The following is a 15,965-nucleotide window of genomic DNA, read 5'->3' as shown; positions in this document are numbered from 1 at the left end:
TTAGCACAGTGTTGAGAGGCTGCCTGCAACCGCAGGCGCAGCAGATGCGGCAACCTGGCACACGCCGGACGATTGCAGGTATAATCCCGGATAGAATTTCACAGCTTCAGAGACGACTCAGAGACCACAATGACAAAACTCACCTTGCAAGAGCAGATGCTGAAAGCGGGATTGGTATCCAGCAAAAAAATGGACAAGGTTCAGCGCACAGCCAAAAAATCCCGGGTTCAGGCGCGCGAAGCCAGAGCCGCGGTGGAAGACAATAAAAAGGCGCAGCTTGAGCGGGATAAGCAGCTGAACGAACAGCAGAAGCTGGCTGTGCTGTCGAAAGAGTACAAAGCCCAGGTCAAGCAGTTGATTGAGATGAACAAAATTGATGTGGCAAAAGGCAACATCACCTTCAACTTTACCGACAATAACCTGATTAAAAAGATCATGGTGGATAAGCCTACGCAGACGCAGCTGATTAATGGTCGTCTCGCCATTGCCCGCCTGGCTGCCGACGCCAGTGGTGAGAGCCAGTACGCTATCATCCCGGCCAGCGTAGCGGATAAAATTGCGCAGCGTGATGCCAGCGCCATCGTGTTAAACAGCGCATTAAGCGAAGAAGCACAGGACGAAGATGATCCTTATGCTGATTTCAAAGTCCCTGATGATTTGATGTGGTAATTGTATTCTGACCCATTCAGAACGGGCTGGCGGCAGAGAGTTGCATTACCTCGCCGCTGACAGGATGAACAAACGTCAGCCCACTGGCGTGCAGCATCAGCCTTTCTGCCTGTTGGGCGCCCGGCATCAACAGCCCACCGTAAAGATCACAGCCCAGAATCGGGTGCCCCCGCTGCTGACAGTGAATACGAAGCTGGTGGGTGCGTCCGGTTTCGGGCGTCAGCTCAACCCGCGTGACCGGCAACGCGTCTCCCTCACTTCCCTGATAATAACCGCGTTCAGTGACCCGGTAGCGTGACCGCGCGGGTTTGCCCCTGATGGCGCATATCGTCATCCGGGGAAACAACGCCGGATCTTTCGCGATGGCAACATCAATGACTCCCTCATCATCGGACAGATGGCCGCACAGCAGGGCCTGGTAGGTTTTGCTCACGCTACGCTGGCTGAACTGCTGGCAGAGGGCGGCGTTAATCGCCTTGTTTCGTGCAACAACCATCAGGCCGGATGTGCCGAAGTCGAGCCGATGCACCAGCGTGCAGCCAGGGAAAAGGCTGACCAGCCGGTGATGCACCGAATCAAGATTTTGAGGATTTTTACCTGACAGGCTCAGCAATCCGCCGGGTTTGTTGATCACCAGCAGATGTGCATCCTGAAAGAGAAATGTGATCTCATCAAAGCAGGGTGGGGCGATAAACGTATCGATAATGGCAGACATGGTGCAACCGGCAGACAAAGGGCCGGAGATCATAACCTATTGCCCGGTCACTGACGACGACGGCAGACTTCACCGGGTCTTTATTCTCCCGTAATGGTTTCACCGCTTTGTGTGGCGAGCGACTGGCTGGCCTGATGCGTTCCGAACCCCGCCTGAGCAACAAATACTGAGCATACCGTCGCGGCTAACAACGTGAGAAGAACAGAAAGTTTCATGGCTGCATCCAGTGCTGATAAGGGCAGTCAGTCTGGCAGGAACGGTGACAGAGACAAACAGAACAATCCGGAAAAAAACTTTTAGTACATTTGAACAGCAACTTGCACGATTTTTAGTGATTTATTCGGGCAAGTCTCGCTTTAACGACTACAGTCTCTGGTGAGGTTGTCATCAATTCGTACCAAATGGAGGATTTTCTGTGTTAATTCAAAACGACGAGAAAGGCCACGTCATTATTGGCGAAGCGGCACTAAGCCTTGCCCTGGGTGAGAAAGAAATCAGTATCGCATCACTCTTTACTCAGCTGGGTTTGATGGCGAAATCTGAAAGCAACGCTGATCGACTGGAGAAAATCGACAAAGCCAGAAACTGGCTGAGTAGTTTTACGTCACCAGCGGTTGCCCAGCAGCAGGTGCCGTACCTGCGAACGCTTGCAGGCCTGAACGAAGAGCTGAACTAGCCCCGATAGAACTGACGCCAGTGGACGTAGTCCGGCTCCGGCCGGAAAACGACGAAGCGGACGACCTCAACGGTTGCGCGAGAGCGTATACCGGCCGGAGATAATGTCAGGGACGACACTTCTCCTGCCCTCAAAAACTGCACCTGTGATCGCGACATTATCCCTTTCTACTACAATCTGCCAGATCCCTTTCTGCCTGCAAACCGCCAGCCTGATACAAATCAGGCGAGAGACACATCGCACCCGCCGTCCAGCCAGATTGTATCGCTGCCATTATATTCAACATCTTCACGTCGTGCCTGCGGCGGCCGTTGCTGTAGGCTTTCTGTTTATCGACTGTCTTGTTGTCTGAAGATAATGACTATTTCAGCCAGCCTCGTTGTGACAAGGCTGGCTGAATTAACGTGCAGAACAGATTGACGCGTTGCTACGGGTTAAAAACTCTCCCAGCTGGCGTCTGCGGATGCCGCCACAGGCACAGCAGGTACTAAACGTGGCGTCAGAACCGGAGTCCGGGTTTGCACGGCAGAGAGACGGAACACAGCCACTGTTTTTTCCAGTTCATCTGCCTGCGACTCCAGAGAGCTGGCTGCAGCGGAAGACTCTTCAACCAGCGCGGCGTTCTGTTGCGTGGTGGTATCCATTTCGGCCATGGCCGTGGCAATCTGAGAAATGCCGCGGTTTTGCTCGTCAGATGCGGCAGCAATCTCACCCATAATGTCTTTAACCTGACTGACTGAGCGAACGATGTCATTCATCGTGGTGCCGGCGCGTTCAACAAACGCAGAGCCATCCTGCACCCGGTCAAGTGACTCGCGAATCAGCGTTTCAATCTCTTTAGCGGCCAGCGAGCTGCGCTGGGCCAGATTTCTCACTTCACCTGCAACCACCGCAAACCCGCGCCCCTGTTCACCGGCGCGTGCCGCTTCCACGGCAGCGTTGAGTGCCAGGATGTTAGTCTGGAAAGAGATGCTATTGATGACGTGAATGATTTCGCCAATTTTCCCTGAACTCTGGCTGATGCTGTCCATGGTGACGATAACATCACGAATAATCTCACCACCGCGTCCGGCATTCACCGACGCATCGGTCGCCAGCTGACTTGCATGGTGGGCGTTCTCCGCATTCTGTTTCACCGTCGAGGAGAGCTCTTCCATACTGGCAGCTGTCTGAACCACGGCGGCAGACTGCTGCTCAGTGCGCGATGACAGGTCGGTGTTGCCTGCGGCAATTTCTGCCGAAGCGCGCGCCACGCTGCTGACGCCATCGCGCACGTTGGTGATGATGTTCTGCAGACTGATGTTCATTGCATCTACCGCCTGCATCAACTGACCTAACTCATCGCCACGCGTGGTTTTCAGCGAGGTTGTTAAATCACCGCTGGCGATACGCTGCGCGGCATTCAGTGTCTCTTTCAGGGGCTGCGTAATGCTGCGGGTGATCCGCCAGGCAATCAGCAGGCTCAGAATGGCACAAATCAGCGCGGCAAACGCAATACGCCACTCCGCCTGTTTAATGAACTCTGCAGAAAGCTGAGACTGGAACGCAAAGGTGTCAGAGACTGCCGCATTGAGCCGTTCAGCAGCAGCAGTCAGGCTCGCAGATTCGCCTTTTTCTTTCTCTGAAGCATCGATATAGCGCGTTAAAGCCTGGCGCTGCTGCGCAAGCGTGTTAAGTAAGTTTCGCGTGCCATCACTAATGGTGGGCTGAGCAAAAATGTCCAGCTGCTCACTCAGCGTATTAATCGCAGTGTATTCTTCCAGCACCGCATCTCTGCTGGTCTCTGTGGGTTTATCCAGAAACGCTTTTTCAACATTGGCGGCATCAAACAGTGCGGCAGCCAGATGCATGACGGGAAGGGCCGCATCCGGTGACTGAGCCATATCGAGCGATTCAAACTGATGTGCAAAACCGATCAGGGCACCGGGTTTAATCGCATTGAGAGCGGCGGAGGTCGTTTCCGCGGATGCCACGAATTTCTCACGCTGGTTCTTATAGTCGTTGAGCAGCTGTCCCATCAGGGTGACTTTCTGCTGACCAATCTCATCCCATTTGAATCCATCCAGCCGTTTATAAAGCGCTTCTAGATCCTTCAGGGCCTGAACGTTCTGTGACGCAAATCTGGGATCTTTGGTGTACTGGTAGAGGGTACGGTTAAGACGTGCTTTGCCTAAGGTGTTAACCATTTCCACGGTAATTGAGCGCCGGGCAGAGTTGTCTTTGATACTGCGAAAACAGTCAAAAGCCATAAAGGTAATGGCAAGGGAGGCAGCGATAAGGACGATAAAGCCGGCACCCAGTTTTTTTCCGATTTTAATATCAGAGATACGTTGAGAAAGACCCATGAGGTTCACCTTTAATGAGGTTCAGAAGCAGAAGAAAAGAAAAAAAAGTTAAATAATGCCAAAGATGATCTTTATATCGTCAGGGTGAAAATAACCTTTAATTTTATTTATAATTGCATGAGGGGCTAATGAGTTGGCTTTTTATTGTTAATGTTGAAATTATTTGCCTTCTAATAATTTCAGGAATGATTGCAAGCTTCTGATTAATAAAATAAAAATTTATAATTATATGGAGTTGAATTGTATTTATTTGATCCTGATCAAAATTATTTTATGAAAGTATGGATCAAAAGCGATAACGGTTTACAAAGGGAAAGTGCAGGATTTTGCTAATGTTTTGATTAAGCAGTCAGATATAAACAGCTTTATTCATGAGCAATGCTATTTACCACGCGCTCTATCCTATAAAGTAGAAATCCCACTCTCAATAGTGAGCACAAAATATGCCAGATTACTGTTTCTACACGCAGGGAAAACAGACCATTGCCCTGGCAAGGTCAGACATGAACCGCGCCAGCGAGTTGCTTGCCCGGGGGTTTATAAAAGAGGCTGAAGAAGTGCGTGCTCCTGATGAAAAGCAGGCCGCTGCGCGCTTTGCAGACATCAAAAAAGAGAATGGCATTGATCGGCATAACTTTCTGGCCGGCGCGGGAACAATGCCATTGATTGGCATGCTCACAGCACTGGCTGCCTTTCTCTTCTGGCGTAAAAAATAATCCTGATTTCCCGCAGTTCTTCAGAAAACAGTCGACCGATTCCCTGACGCTATCGGGCACCGCATCATCACAGAAAGCGGTGCCCGATGTTAACCCGCCAGCGTCTCTTAATATGATGGGGTTGTCTCACTGGCGCAAAGAATGTACACCCACGTCCGGCAAGAATCTTTATTATCTGTCAGGCTATCATCTTCATCCTGAATGATTCCGTATTTACGCAGATTCCCCTTTCCAAACCACTCTGCTAAACATTCTTACAGATATTATTCATGCCTTCAGATTGATGTGACAGTGATTAGTTTGTTTAAAATTTAAATCACATTAAGGTTAGTCAGGTGTCACCGAAAAATTACGCTGATTTTTATCTCAGACCGTATTCAGTTATCGACTAATAAAATTAGTGATCTCACTAAAAATTCAGTATGGTCTGAACGTTATCCTACATTTCCCCTCCATTCTTTAGTTCCATCCCTAATCGGCTCAGGCATGCAGAAATAAAATTTCAGTATTTTATACGTTAGTTATTCCATGGAATAAAAAGCGAATTGAAAATCCGACACCAATAGCGCTCAACTTCAGCGTAACGCTGAATAGGTTATTTCTCATTAGTGCCATCCTGTCAAAAAGTAATAGAGCTGCCCGGCAGAAAAACTGCCGGTAACTTTTATTTAAGGGCACACACAGGCAATCGCCGCCCCGCCTCTGTTTCTGTCACCTGAAGTGGGGAGGCTTATTATTATTTAATGATTAATAACAGAGGGTCTTTATCTAATACGAGGTTGTCGCGTTCCGCCCAGCCTCTGAGCTTGCCGGGGTTAAGTAATCCTTCAGGATCAAGACACTTCTTAACAGAAACGACGTCAGGTTTAATCTCTCCCTGTTTACCATCCTCAATATGATAAACATGTGGGTTATTTATTTTTACGTCATTGTCACGGAAGGTTGTCATTATTTCATTCAGTCTTTCTTCGGTTGAATAACGCACAAGTTGCAAACCGCTTGCGGTAATATTGCCATCATTGTCACGCAGGAATTCAATATGCGAAATAACCTCATCACCGAACAACGCTGCCATATCGATAATCTGCTGACGATAACAGGTGTGATTAAACGCTGTCTGTAAATATGTCAGAGAGCTGTCAACTTTAAGTGCGTGCAGCGTGGTGTGGTTCCAGCAATACTCCATCAGCGACGCGTTAGCCTCACGCGCTTCGTCGGCCGGCTGGCGCAGGGCGCTCTGACCGCGGTATTTTTCCAGCAGATGCGCGCAAAATCCTTCGCTTTCCTGCGCGATCACACTGATTACCGCATGCTGGCTGGCCTGATAGCGTCCGTTCAGGTGACTGAAATAAGAGGGGATTGGCGCGGCGAACAGCGCGAGCTGGCGTTTTGCCAGCCCCGGCGAACGGGCAAAGGCATTGGCATAATCCAGCGCGTCGGTGAAATCATCAAACACGTCCAGCCTCTCAATCCACTGATGGACCGGTGCCAGTGCCAGCGCCACCTCAAGCACAATACCGTTGCTGCCATAGGCATGATGCAGCAGCAATGCCTGTGGCGCGGGCACCTGCAGAATGCGTGGTTCGGCTTCCATCGTCATGACTTTTACGCTGAGCACATTGCCGGGCGCGCCGAGTGGGCCGTAGTTAATGGAGCCGATACCGCCAAATCCGCCGCCGTAAAGGCCGCCCAGACTGGCGAGCCGGTAGGTGGAAGGCATGCAGCGCAGTTCCCATCCTGTTGGCCGGGTCAGGGTTTCAATCTCCGCCAGCCGGATCCCAGCCTGCGCCCGTACCACGCCGTTGCCCAGTTCACATACCTGATTGAATCCGGTCATATCGACCAGAATGCCGCCCTCCAGTGGCACCAGCTGGCCGTAGTTGCCGGTCGCGCCGCCGCGCAGGATCAGCGGCAACTGATGCTGAACACAGGCTTTCACCAGTAATCTCAGCTCTTCTTCGCTGCGCGGCCTGACCACGGCATCGGCCTGTTTGTCTTCCAGTTGCCGCTTAAGCACCGGGCTGAACCAGTGAAAATCACGGGAAAGGCGTTTGACCTTCGGCGCCTGTAAAGTCCAGTCCAGATCAGGCAGCGCCTGCAGAATCAGGGCGAGCGCCTGTTGACGTTGTTCACTGTCCATAATCTTCCTGCCTAAAGATGAATGAGGTTAATGAGATTGCACGGCTTCGCTTTCATGCCAGGCACTCAGCACGCGTCGGGAAATCCAGGAAATCGCGCCAAAGAGTGCAATGCCGGTGAGTGAAATAAGCAGCAGAGCGGCAAACATCAGCGGGATGTCCAACTGATAGCCCGCCTGCAATATCTGGTAGGCCAGGCCGGTATTATTGCCGCCGGTGCCGGCCACAAACTCAGCCACCACCGCACCAATCAGTGACAGACCGCTGGAAATGCGCAGTGCGCCGAAGAAATAGGGCAGAGCGGAGGGAATGCGCAGGCGAATGAGGATTTGCAGACGGCTGGCGTGATTCAGCTGAAAATAGCTCAGCAGCCCCGGCGATACGCTGCGAAGCCCCTGTGTGGTATTGGAAATAATCGGGAACACCGCCATCAGCGTTGAACACACCACCAGCGACAATGTGGTGTCTTTGACCCAGATGATGATCAACGGCGCGATGGCGACGATCGGCGTCACCTGCAGGAACACGATGTAGGGAAACAGCGCGGTTTCAATAAAGCGGTTCTGTACCAGTACGAACGCCACGACTGCACCGATGACAATCGACAGTAAAAATGAAATCAGGGTGATTTTCAGGGTGAACAGCAGCGACGTCATCAGCGAACCGCAATGTGTCCACAGGCTTTGCAGCATCACCACCGGTGACGGCACCAGAAACTGAGGGATGTTGAAATAGCTCACCCAGCCTTGCCATAGCAAAATGACCACCACGGCGACTACCGCCGGATAGAGCACTTTGCGAAACGTGGGGTTGTTGATCCACGGAGAAGCATTTTGCGTTTTCATACCGTTTCTCCATACCCGATTGGCTGGCTTGCAGCAGGCTGTCCTGCAACTGCTTCGCATAGCGTGAAAATGCCGGACTGACGCGGAAATCTTCGCTGCGCGGAAAAGGTTCGTTGATGGCGATATCTTCCACCACGCGCCCCGGACGCGCGGCCATCATGATCACCCGCTGCGACAGGAACACCGCTTCGTGGATCGAGTGAGTGACGAACACGACCGTCAGTCCCTGTTCCCGCCACAGGCGCAGAAGGTCGCTGTCGAGTTTGTTGCGGGTGATTTCGTCGAGCGCGCCGAACGGTTCATCCATCAGCAGCAGCTTCGGGCGCGTGACCAGGCCGCGGGCAATCGACACGCGCATCTGCATGCCGCCTGACAGTTCGCGAGGCAGGACGTTGGCAAATTTGCCAAGCCCCACCAGTTCCAGCGCTTCACTGACGCGGGTATTGGCTTCAGCGCGGGGTACGCCTGCCAGATCCAGCGGCAAACGCACGTTGTTCTGCACATTACTCCACGGCATCAGCGTGGCTTCCTGAAACACGAAAGAGAGCGGAACCTGCGCTTTTTCACGACTTTCGCGGCGCCACAGCATCAGCTTGCCGTCGCTGGGTTCCACCAGACCGGCAACCATTTTTAACAGCGTACTTTTGCCGCAGCCCGACGGGCCGAGCAGCGTGACAAATTCGCCCTGATTAATGGTCAGATTGACCGGCAGAAGCGCGCGGGTGCCGTTGCTGTAAATTTTCTCCGCCGACAACACCTCGATAGCCGGAACGGTTGGAGAAATAACTGAGCGGACATCGCTCATCACGGTGAGTTTCGGGGCTGAATTCATGGCATAACCTTCGCGTCTTTAATCATGTCGAGGGTATAGGTCTGCGCAAACGGCACTTTATCCGCGTCGATGAGTTTATTTTTGACCAGCATCTCCCAGGTCTTTTTCAGACGAGGTTCAGTGATGATGCCGATACCGCCGGTTTGCGCGTCGCCACCTGTCACCAGCGCATACTTCTTCATCTGCGCAATGCCAAAGGCAATCTGGTCGGCGCCCATACGCGGGTTAGCCTGGGTAATGAGCGCGTTGCCCGCGGCGGGGTCCTGCAGATATTCCTTCCAGCCCTGCATGGAGGCTTTCACGAACGCCGCCACGGCTGCCGGGCGTTTTTTGACAGTGTCGGCCATGCAGATAATGGAGTTGCCGTAAGGCGGATATCCCCAGTCGCTAAGCATGTAGACATAGAACGGTTTGCCACCTTTCTCGATTGAGAACGGCTCGGAAGTCACATAACCCTGCTGTACCAGATTATTGTCCGCAAGAAACGGCTGCACGCTGAAGGTGTAGGGCCGGACTTTGGCGTTACCCAGCCCCAGTTCACTTTTCGCCCAGGGCCAGAATGAGGTATACGCCTCGGTCGCCAGCAAAAAGGTTTTGTCTTTCAGTTGCTCGCCGGCCCCGACTTTATCGTGGCTGATAAACACCGTCGGCGAATGCTGGAACACCGTCGCCACGGTCACCGCATGCACGCCAGCCTGCCAGGTTTCCAGCGCCTGGCCATTGTCGCCGAGCGTACAGTCCGCCTGACCAGCGGCCATCAGTTGCATCACGTTAACCTGCGGGCCGCCCATTTTAATGCTGACATCCAGACCGGCGGTTTTGTAAAACCCTTTAGCCTGCGCCTCGTAAAATCCGCCATGCTCCGCCTGCGCGTACCAGTTGGTCAGGAACGTGAATTTCTCTTCCGCCATTGAACTGGCCGAAACGCCGCTCAGCAGCAGAGCCAGCAGGGTGTAAGTGGGTGAACGCCGTAGTTTCATCTTGAGAATTCCTTTATTCAGAGGCCAGAGAAGACGAAGGAGGAGTGAAGCGGGTTTGCACAAAGCCGTTCCAGTGGTGTTTACCCCAGGTGGGTTCGCTGCGGACTGTCCATTCCATCAGGTGGATCTCCGTGATCGCCTGCGCCCAGCTTGCCGCCAGCGAATCGAGGATCGCGTGCCCCTGTTCGGCGGTTGCGCCAATCGGATCGCCGATTACGCCGCTCGGACCAAAATCATAAGAAGCCCAGGCGGCGACAGGGCGGCCAGATGACAGCGTCGGACAGGGAAACGCCGGCGGATAATTGGCGACTGCGTGCTCCATGTGAACGCATTCCGGTGCCAGAGCCAGCATCACTGCCGTTTCGCTGTGACCGGCATGCATCGCCATTTTCTGCTCCTGCGCACTCAGGAACTGATTTTCCACGTTAGGCACGCGGAACACGTCGTGCGGGATCATGATCATGTCCCCGTGACGCAGGCGCATTTCCCGCGAGGCCATTTGCAGCACCTGCGGCTGTCCGCCGTGCCCATTGATCATCAGCAGTTTGCGGAACCCGGCGCGGTAGAGCGATTCGGCAATTTCCAGCACCGTCTGCAACAGCGTGTCGCCGGTCAGGGTCAGCGTGCCGGGGAAGTTCAGATGCTCGTCCGACTTGCCGTAAGTAATGGGCGGAATCGCGAAGGCCGGAATCTCTTCCGGAAGCCGCGCCAGTGCGTGACCCGCGACGCCGGAGGAAATCACGCTGTCCACCGAACACGGCAGATGCGGGCCATGCTGTTCGATGGCGCCGGTCGGTAAGACAATCACGGTGTTAGCCTTGTCGGGCAGAGCAGCGATAGCTGTCCAGCTCAGAAAAGGGAGAAAACGTTCTGCGGGAATATAGCCGTTAATCATGCTCTGCCTCGTGTTCGGACTTGTCAGGGTTAGCGGGACTGGGGTAACCAGGCGGTGGCTTCCACTTCAATCAGCACGTCGGCGCAGGGCAGCATTTCGCTGACCTGAACCACGGTAGAAACCGGCGGTTGACCGGGATAAAAAAGCTTTCTGACCCGGCTGTAATAGGGGAAATGATCAAGATTGCGAAAGTACTGCACCAGCTTGATCACATCACTCATCTGCCCGCCGGCGTCTTCAATGATGTGGCGGATACTTTCGAGCACATACCAGCTCTGGGCGAGGATCGGCCCCTGTTTGATATCAGTCGAGAATTCGCCGGTTTCACCCAACAGCAGGCGTGCTTCGGCGGGGATATCCTGAAAGCCGCGCACGATGGTCCCGCTCTGCGGATTAACCGGAATCACGCCCGAGAGAAAAACAAAATTGCCCGCGCGGCGCCACGCGGCATAGTTGGCGAGCGGTTTACCCGCACCCGCTTCAAGACTCATGGGATAACTCCGGATTCCAGGTACGTTGGTGGGCAAGCCTGCCATGGTGGAAAACCAGCCGGGCTGCGCTGTTTAAAGGCCAGGTCAGGCTGTCGCTGCCTGGAAAGAGAATCAGCGTGGCATCGCTGCCAGGTGCGAGTGGCAGGCCGGGCGGTGCATCACCGCTCAGCGCGGCGACATCGCAGATCAGTCGCGACTGCCAGTCAAAAACGTTATCCAGCTGCAGTGCGAACAGGGCACAGGCCAGCGTATCCAGCGGGTCGTAGCTGCCGGCCGGACAAAAAGCGTCCTGCACGTTATCGCAACCGAGCAGCACCGGAACGCCTGCCGCCTGCGCCTCTTTCAGCAGCGTTATGCCGCGCTGTCGTGGCGTACGGCCGGTGACGGCGTCCTGCAACAGCAGGTTGGTCATCGGCAGTGCAATCAGCGTGACGCGCTGCTCCGCCAGCAAACGCAGGACCTCCACTGCCTGATGTTCACTGCCGGAGGCCAGCGCGCAGCCGTGGCTGCAACAGATATGGCCGCTGAATCTATTTTCTGACAGGTAATGCGCCAGCCAGCTCAGGCCGTGTGCCACCGGCGAGAGCTCTTCATCGATATGCAAATCCAGATTCAGTTGCCAGCGCGAGGCACTGCGCATCAGGTTGGTCATGGCGGCCGGATCCCAGTTGGATGAGTGGATAAATCCACCCAGCAGGCAGTGGTTCCCGCTTTGCGCCACCGCAGCGGCGATGCGGTCAGCGGCCTCGCTGTCGGCAAAAAGAGTCAGCGGGACCAGCGCCACCCGTTCCAGCATGACGCCGGGTTGTGTGATAGTGGCCAGTGCCGTCCAGGCCAGCGGCGGCGTGGCATCGAACCAGTCAATATGGGTGCGCAGGCGGGTTACGCCGTTGGCGGCGGCCCATGCCATTCCCTGTCGGGCACGCTGATGAAGATCTGCCGTGGTCCAGTGCCGGTGATCCTCATGCAGGGTTTCAATCGCGGCCAGCAGACCGGGTTTTAGGGGACGGCTGCGACCAATGGTGAAGGTTTTATCAAGATGCGCATGAGGTTCGAGCAGACCTGGCAGCGCCAGCATGCCCTGTGCGTCCCACAAATCATTCTGGTCGGGCTGAAAAGGCGTCATGGAAGTTATTTTGCCTGCCTCAACGCGCAGATCTGCCGTCACCGGTTCACCTGCATCCTCAGGCCACCCGGCAGGAAGCAGCCAGGCGGGAAGGCGAACGTTGGCAATGCCGTTTAACGGTGAGGCAAAAGAAGGAAAGTTCATATTGAGGCTCCGCGTTGGCATTACAGGTCCAGGACCAGAACAGGACTCTTAGCGCGCGAACAGCACAGCGTAATCTGCGTGTTCTCCGCTTTCTCTTCTTCTGTCAGCACGCAGTCGCGGTGATCGGGAATACCGTCGATGACATCCGTAATGCATGAGCCGCAAATACCCTGTTCGCACGACAGCATAATATCGACTCTGGCACTCAATAAGACTTCTGCAATGCTTTGGTCTGAACCAACTAAATAACGTTTTCCGCTGGATTTCAGCTCAATGTGAAATTCAGAGTTGGCGTTATTTTTGTTTATAGTGTTATTGCTGAATCGCTCAAAAGATAATTGATTCTTATGCCAGTGGTGCGTGTACATAATCTCTTCAAGGCGCTTAATAAACCCATCCGGGCCACAGGCCATCACCTGCGTATTGGCATCCGGCTGACACAGGCTCAGCGGCGTCGTGTGCCGCAGGGAATCGTTTGCGCTGCTGTCATGTAAAAAGAGATTTCTTGCCAGTGAAGGTGCTGTGAGACGCGGTATATACGCCGCTTTATCCAGGCCCGAAATGTAGTAGTGCAGTTCAAATTCAATGCCTTGCCGAGAAATCTGTTCCGCCATCGCCAGCAGTGGCGTAATGCCAATTCCTCCGGCAAATAACAGATAGCGCCCGGCGGCTGGCAGAGGGAAATGGTTACGTGGCATCGAGATATTGAGTGTGTCGTTAGCACTGAAATGATGATGAATAAAGTGCGACCCGCCGGTCGCGTTGTCTGCCAGTTTTACGCAGATTTCATAATATTCCCCGCTGTGATTTTCGTTGCAGAGAGAATACTGGCGCGGGCCAATTTCAGGAATGAAAAGGTCAATGTGCGCACCGGGTAACCAGGGCGGTAATAATCCACCGTCCTGCGCAATAAGTTGCAGTGAAATATTTCCTTTACCATTTTCGCCGATCGCCTTGATCGTGACAGGAATTAATCCGGCATCATTCATCGTCATTTACCGTATTCATTTTGATGAGTCATTCATAAACCAGGGTAACCTGTTCACCGCATAACCTGCTGCCATCCGGCCTGGAATAGCCCGCGGCGGGATGTAATGTCGATGAAACGATTGTTCCCATTGCAATGAAAGCTACGTTATTGTTGTAAAGCTGTTGCGTCCAGCGCTTTGATTCGCACATCCCGTTGCAAAAAAGAGAGCACTCAATCATGTTCGCATTCTCACGGTTTCTGCTGTACTTCACTGAGGTTGCCCGCCAGGGCTCGTTTCGTAAGGCGTCAGAAACCTTACATGTCGCCGCATCGTCGATTGACCGGCAGATCCTGCGGGTGGAAAAAGAACTGGCAATGCCGCTGTTTGAACGGCACCCGACCGGATTGCGGCTAACGGCAGCCGGCGAGCTGCTATTGCACGCCGCCAACAACTGGAAAAAGGATTTCACCCGCGTCTGCGAGCAACTCGATGACCTGCGCGGTCTGCGGCGCGGACACGTGCGAATTGCCACCATTGACGCCATCAACCGGCAGTTTTTCTCGGCGATGCTCAGGAAGGTGCATGCTGATTATCCGAATATCTCTTTCACGCTGACCACCATGAACAATGTGGACATTCAGCAGGCGCTGATATCTGGCGATGCTGACTTTGGTCTGATGCTTAATCCGCAAAGTTCACGAGAGTTGCAGGTACGCGCTTTTGCAGAAATCGAGCTGGGGATTGTGGTGCCGAAAGGGCACCCGCTCGGCGACAGAAGCCACGTGCGTTTTAGCCAGTGCATGGAATATCCGTTTATCCTGCCGGCTGCGCCGCTGATGCTGGCCGAACCCGTCCAGGCGCTGATGAATATCAACGGCGACATGATTAACGAAGTCGCGGTATCCAATAACATCCACATGATCCGCTCGCTGATTAAAGAGAAAATGGGCATCGGTATTCTCTGCTGGCTCGACATCATTGATGAGGTGGAAAGCGATGAACTGCAATTTATTCCGCTGACCGATCCGCAATTAAAAACGTTCACCCTTTCGTTGTGCGTCGCCCCGACAAGACAGCTTTCGCTGGCCGCCTCGATGATGCTCAAACAGCTGGAGATGTTGTTCAGCGAGATCCAGATGCCGCGAGGTGATCGGGATTGATTTGCACTGTTCTGGTGCTGGCTGCTTTGTAATGAATCAAAGGTTGCAGAGCCAGCGCCGATCAATCCCCTGTTAAAGCGCAGAGAAAGCGCATTCGTGGAGTTGGCACCTTTCTTGTATAACCCACAGTGAGTAGAAGCGGTCAGTGCGGGCAACTGCGCGGGACATTGCTCAGCAACCATTTCGCGGTTCATTTAGAGCCGGTCAGGGGAGCTGAGCCGCATTCGCTCAATGCCCCCTCCGGTGATGATTAGGAGAGGAGCAATGAAGTCAGTTTCCCGCATTCCCCTGTCTTGCTGCGTGCTGAGCGCGCTGATCCCTGCCGCATTTTCACTGTCGGCACACGCCGATGAGAAAATAGCGCTACTGACATCCTGGTACGCGCAGGCGGAGCAGGGCGGCTATTATCAGGCGCAGGCCACAGGCATTTACAAGCGTTACGGGCTGGATGTCAGCATTCAGTCTGGCGGCCCGCAGGTCAACGGCATGCAGTTGCTGCTGGCAAAGCGCGCGGACGTGATCATCGGTTATGATCTCCAGCTACTCGAATCCCTGCAGCGCGGTTTTCAGGCCAAAGCCATCGCCGCCCCTTTCCAGTTTGATCCTCAGGGGCTGCTGACACATGCTTCAGTCACTTCCCTGGACGGTCTGAAAGACAAAACCATTTTAGTCTCCAGCTCCGGGCAATCGACCTGGTGGCCATGGCTGAAAGCACGCTATCAGCTTAGCGATTCACAGGTTCGTCCTTACACCTTCAATATCCAGCCCTTTGTGGCTGACGAAAATGTCGCGCAGCAAGCCTATGTCAGTTCTGAAGTTTTTCAGGCACAAAAGGCGGGTGTGAAATCAAATTTCTTCCTCTTCTCGGAGCACGGCTATCCCCCTTACGGCGGCATTCTGATCACCCGTCCTGAACTGATCAGCAGCCGGAAAGAGGCGATGGCTAAGTTTGTAAAGGCGTCGATGGAAGGATGGATAAGCTATCTGCAAAATCCGGCGGCGGGCAACGCGCTGATCAAAAAGGATAATCCGAAGATGACGGACGACCTGCTGGCCTGGGGCGTTCAGCAAATCAAAGCGCACCATCTGATTGACGGCGGTGATGCGGCAACGAAGGGGTGGGGCACCATGACGGAGGCCCGCTGGCAGAAAACCCGTGATTTCATGGTGAACGCCAGACTGCTGAATGCGAATACCGACTGGAAGCAGGCGTATACCACTGAAATTGTCGACCAGATGCAGGTTAAGCCCTGAGGAGTGTT

At 53.8% G+C, this 15,965-nt stretch carries 15 protein-coding genes and 1 pseudogene; 5 read left to right on the top strand and 11 right to left on the bottom strand.

Annotated features, from left to right (window positions below; genetic code table 11):
* Positions 1-129: 129 nt before the first annotated feature.
* On the top strand, positions 130-669 hold the full coding sequence (locus tag H7K52_RS00735; RefSeq protein ID WP_078804538.1) for a DUF2058 domain-containing protein: 540 nt from the start codon (positions 130-132) through the stop codon (positions 667-669).
* A gap of 16 nt (positions 670-685) precedes the next feature.
* Here the strand turns inward: H7K52_RS00735 and H7K52_RS00730 are convergent, their stop codons facing one another.
* Together H7K52_RS00730 and H7K52_RS18890 are read right to left on the bottom strand one after the other, a co-directional pair.
* On the bottom strand, positions 686-1,384 hold the full coding sequence (locus tag H7K52_RS00730) for an RluA family pseudouridine synthase (RefSeq protein WP_182629518.1): 699 nt from the start codon (positions 1,382-1,384) through the stop codon (positions 686-688).
* Between the two features lie 80 nt (positions 1,385-1,464).
* A complete protein-coding gene (locus H7K52_RS18890; RefSeq protein ID WP_255348850.1) occupies positions 1,465-1,599 on the bottom strand; it encodes a hypothetical protein in 135 nt (44 codons plus the stop codon).
* 200 nt (positions 1,600-1,799) lie between these two features.
* Here H7K52_RS18890 and H7K52_RS00725 point away from each other — a divergent pair, with 200 nt between their 5' ends.
* The gene (locus H7K52_RS00725) at positions 1,800-2,060 is read left to right on the top strand and encodes a hypothetical protein (RefSeq protein ID WP_004571361.1); all 261 of its coding nucleotides are present in this window, start codon (positions 1,800-1,802) and stop codon (positions 2,058-2,060) included.
* A gap of 434 nt (positions 2,061-2,494) precedes the next feature.
* Here H7K52_RS00725 and H7K52_RS00720 read toward each other — a convergent pair whose 3' ends face one another.
* Positions 2,495-4,405, bottom strand: coding sequence for a methyl-accepting chemotaxis protein (locus H7K52_RS00720; protein ID WP_182629517.1), 1,911 nt, complete (start codon positions 4,403-4,405; stop codon positions 2,495-2,497).
* Between the two features lie 503 nt (positions 4,406-4,908).
* Between H7K52_RS00720 and H7K52_RS00715 the strand changes: the two genes are divergently transcribed.
* Entirely contained in the window at positions 4,909-5,121 is a 213-nt protein-coding gene (locus H7K52_RS00715) for a hypothetical protein (protein WP_310736367.1), read from the top strand.
* Between the two features lie 736 nt (positions 5,122-5,857).
* Here the strand turns inward: H7K52_RS00715 and H7K52_RS00710 are convergent.
* The 8 genes and pseudogenes from H7K52_RS00710 to H7K52_RS00675 form a co-directional block, all read right to left on the bottom strand.
* A complete protein-coding gene (locus H7K52_RS00710; RefSeq protein WP_182629515.1) occupies positions 5,858-7,261 on the bottom strand; it encodes an FAD-binding oxidoreductase in 1,404 nt (467 codons plus the stop codon).
* Between the two features lie 27 nt (positions 7,262-7,288).
* Entirely contained in the window at positions 7,289-8,104 is an 816-nt protein-coding gene (locus tag H7K52_RS00705; protein ID WP_182629514.1) for an ABC transporter permease, read from the bottom strand.
* A 7-nt stretch (positions 8,105-8,111) separates the two neighbouring features.
* Positions 8,112-8,936, bottom strand: a pseudogene (locus H7K52_RS00700) (ABC transporter ATP-binding protein); the annotation flags it as partial.
* A complete protein-coding gene (locus H7K52_RS00695) occupies positions 8,933-9,916 on the bottom strand; it encodes an ABC transporter substrate-binding protein (protein WP_182629513.1) in 984 nt (327 codons plus the stop codon). The pseudogene H7K52_RS00700 and the gene H7K52_RS00695, both read right to left, overlap by 4 nt.
* Positions 9,917-9,929: 13 nt before the next feature.
* Positions 9,930-10,811: a creatininase family protein gene (locus H7K52_RS00690; RefSeq protein ID WP_004571368.1), complete on the bottom strand. Its 882-nt coding sequence runs from the start codon at positions 10,809-10,811 to the stop codon at positions 9,930-9,932.
* Positions 10,812-10,840: 29 nt separating this feature from the next.
* Entirely contained in the window at positions 10,841-11,302 is a 462-nt protein-coding gene (locus H7K52_RS00685; RefSeq protein ID WP_182629512.1) for a RidA family protein, read from the bottom strand.
* Positions 11,292-12,572 carry an amidohydrolase family protein gene (locus H7K52_RS00680; protein ID WP_182629511.1) on the bottom strand — a complete coding sequence of 427 codons (1,281 nt, stop codon included), beginning with the start codon at positions 12,570-12,572 and terminating at the stop codon, positions 11,292-11,294. The genes H7K52_RS00685 and H7K52_RS00680 overlap by 11 nt, the downstream gene beginning before the upstream one ends.
* Positions 12,573-12,592: 20 nt before the next feature.
* Positions 12,593-13,567 (bottom strand): PDR/VanB family oxidoreductase, encoded by a 975-nt coding sequence (locus H7K52_RS00675; protein ID WP_004571371.1) that lies wholly within the window; start codon positions 13,565-13,567, stop codon positions 12,593-12,595.
* A 212-nt stretch (positions 13,568-13,779) separates the two neighbouring features.
* On the opposite strand from H7K52_RS00675, the gene H7K52_RS00670 reads away from it, so the two are divergent.
* A complete protein-coding gene (locus H7K52_RS00670; RefSeq protein ID WP_140033265.1) occupies positions 13,780-14,703 on the top strand; it encodes a LysR family transcriptional regulator in 924 nt (307 codons plus the stop codon).
* A 264-nt stretch (positions 14,704-14,967) separates the two neighbouring features.
* A complete protein-coding gene (locus tag H7K52_RS00665) occupies positions 14,968-15,957 on the top strand; it encodes an ABC transporter substrate-binding protein (RefSeq protein ID WP_182629510.1) in 990 nt (329 codons plus the stop codon).
* Positions 15,958-15,965: the final 8 nt, after the last annotated feature.

The organism is Pantoea hericii, from assembly GCF_014155795.1.
GTDB classification, from domain to species: Bacteria; Pseudomonadota; Gammaproteobacteria; order Enterobacterales; family Enterobacteriaceae; genus Pantoea; species Pantoea eucalypti.
The sequence above is the reverse complement of the archived record's forward strand: the minus strand, read 5'-3'. Positions and strand labels throughout refer to the sequence as shown.

Excerpts from the sequence above, each read along its gene's own strand:
- H7K52_RS00675 (WP_004571371.1), bottom strand. The coding sequence starts at position 13,567 with ATGACGATGAATGATGCCGGATTAATTCCTGTCACGATCAAGGCGATC.
- H7K52_RS00705 (WP_182629514.1), bottom strand. The coding sequence starts at position 8,104 with ATGAAAACGCAAAATGCTTCTCCGTGGATCAACAACCCCACGTTTCGC.
- H7K52_RS00685 (WP_182629512.1), bottom strand. The coding sequence starts at position 11,302 with ATGAGTCTTGAAGCGGGTGCGGGTAAACCGCTCGCCAACTATGCCGCG.
- H7K52_RS00690 (WP_004571368.1), bottom strand. The coding sequence starts at position 10,811 with ATGATTAACGGCTATATTCCCGCAGAACGTTTTCTCCCTTTTCTGAGC.
- H7K52_RS00730 (WP_182629518.1), bottom strand. The coding sequence starts at position 1,384 with ATGTCTGCCATTATCGATACGTTTATCGCCCCACCCTGCTTTGATGAG.
- H7K52_RS00670 (WP_140033265.1), top strand. The coding sequence starts at position 13,780 with ATGTTCGCATTCTCACGGTTTCTGCTGTACTTCACTGAGGTTGCCCGC.
- H7K52_RS00680 (WP_182629511.1), bottom strand. The coding sequence starts at position 12,572 with ATGAACTTTCCTTCTTTTGCCTCACCGTTAAACGGCATTGCCAACGTT.
- H7K52_RS00720 (WP_182629517.1), bottom strand. The coding sequence starts at position 4,405 with ATGGGTCTTTCTCAACGTATCTCTGATATTAAAATCGGAAAAAAACTG.
- H7K52_RS00735 (WP_078804538.1), top strand. The coding sequence starts at position 130 with ATGACAAAACTCACCTTGCAAGAGCAGATGCTGAAAGCGGGATTGGTA.
- H7K52_RS00715 (WP_310736367.1), top strand. The coding sequence starts at position 4,909 with ATGAACCGCGCCAGCGAGTTGCTTGCCCGGGGGTTTATAAAAGAGGCT.
- H7K52_RS00665 (WP_182629510.1), top strand. The coding sequence starts at position 14,968 with ATGAAGTCAGTTTCCCGCATTCCCCTGTCTTGCTGCGTGCTGAGCGCG.
- H7K52_RS00710 (WP_182629515.1), bottom strand. The coding sequence starts at position 7,261 with ATGGACAGTGAACAACGTCAACAGGCGCTCGCCCTGATTCTGCAGGCG.
- H7K52_RS00695 (WP_182629513.1), bottom strand. The coding sequence starts at position 9,916 with ATGAAACTACGGCGTTCACCCACTTACACCCTGCTGGCTCTGCTGCTG.
- H7K52_RS18890 (WP_255348850.1), bottom strand. The coding sequence starts at position 1,599 with ATGAAACTTTCTGTTCTTCTCACGTTGTTAGCCGCGACGGTATGCTCA.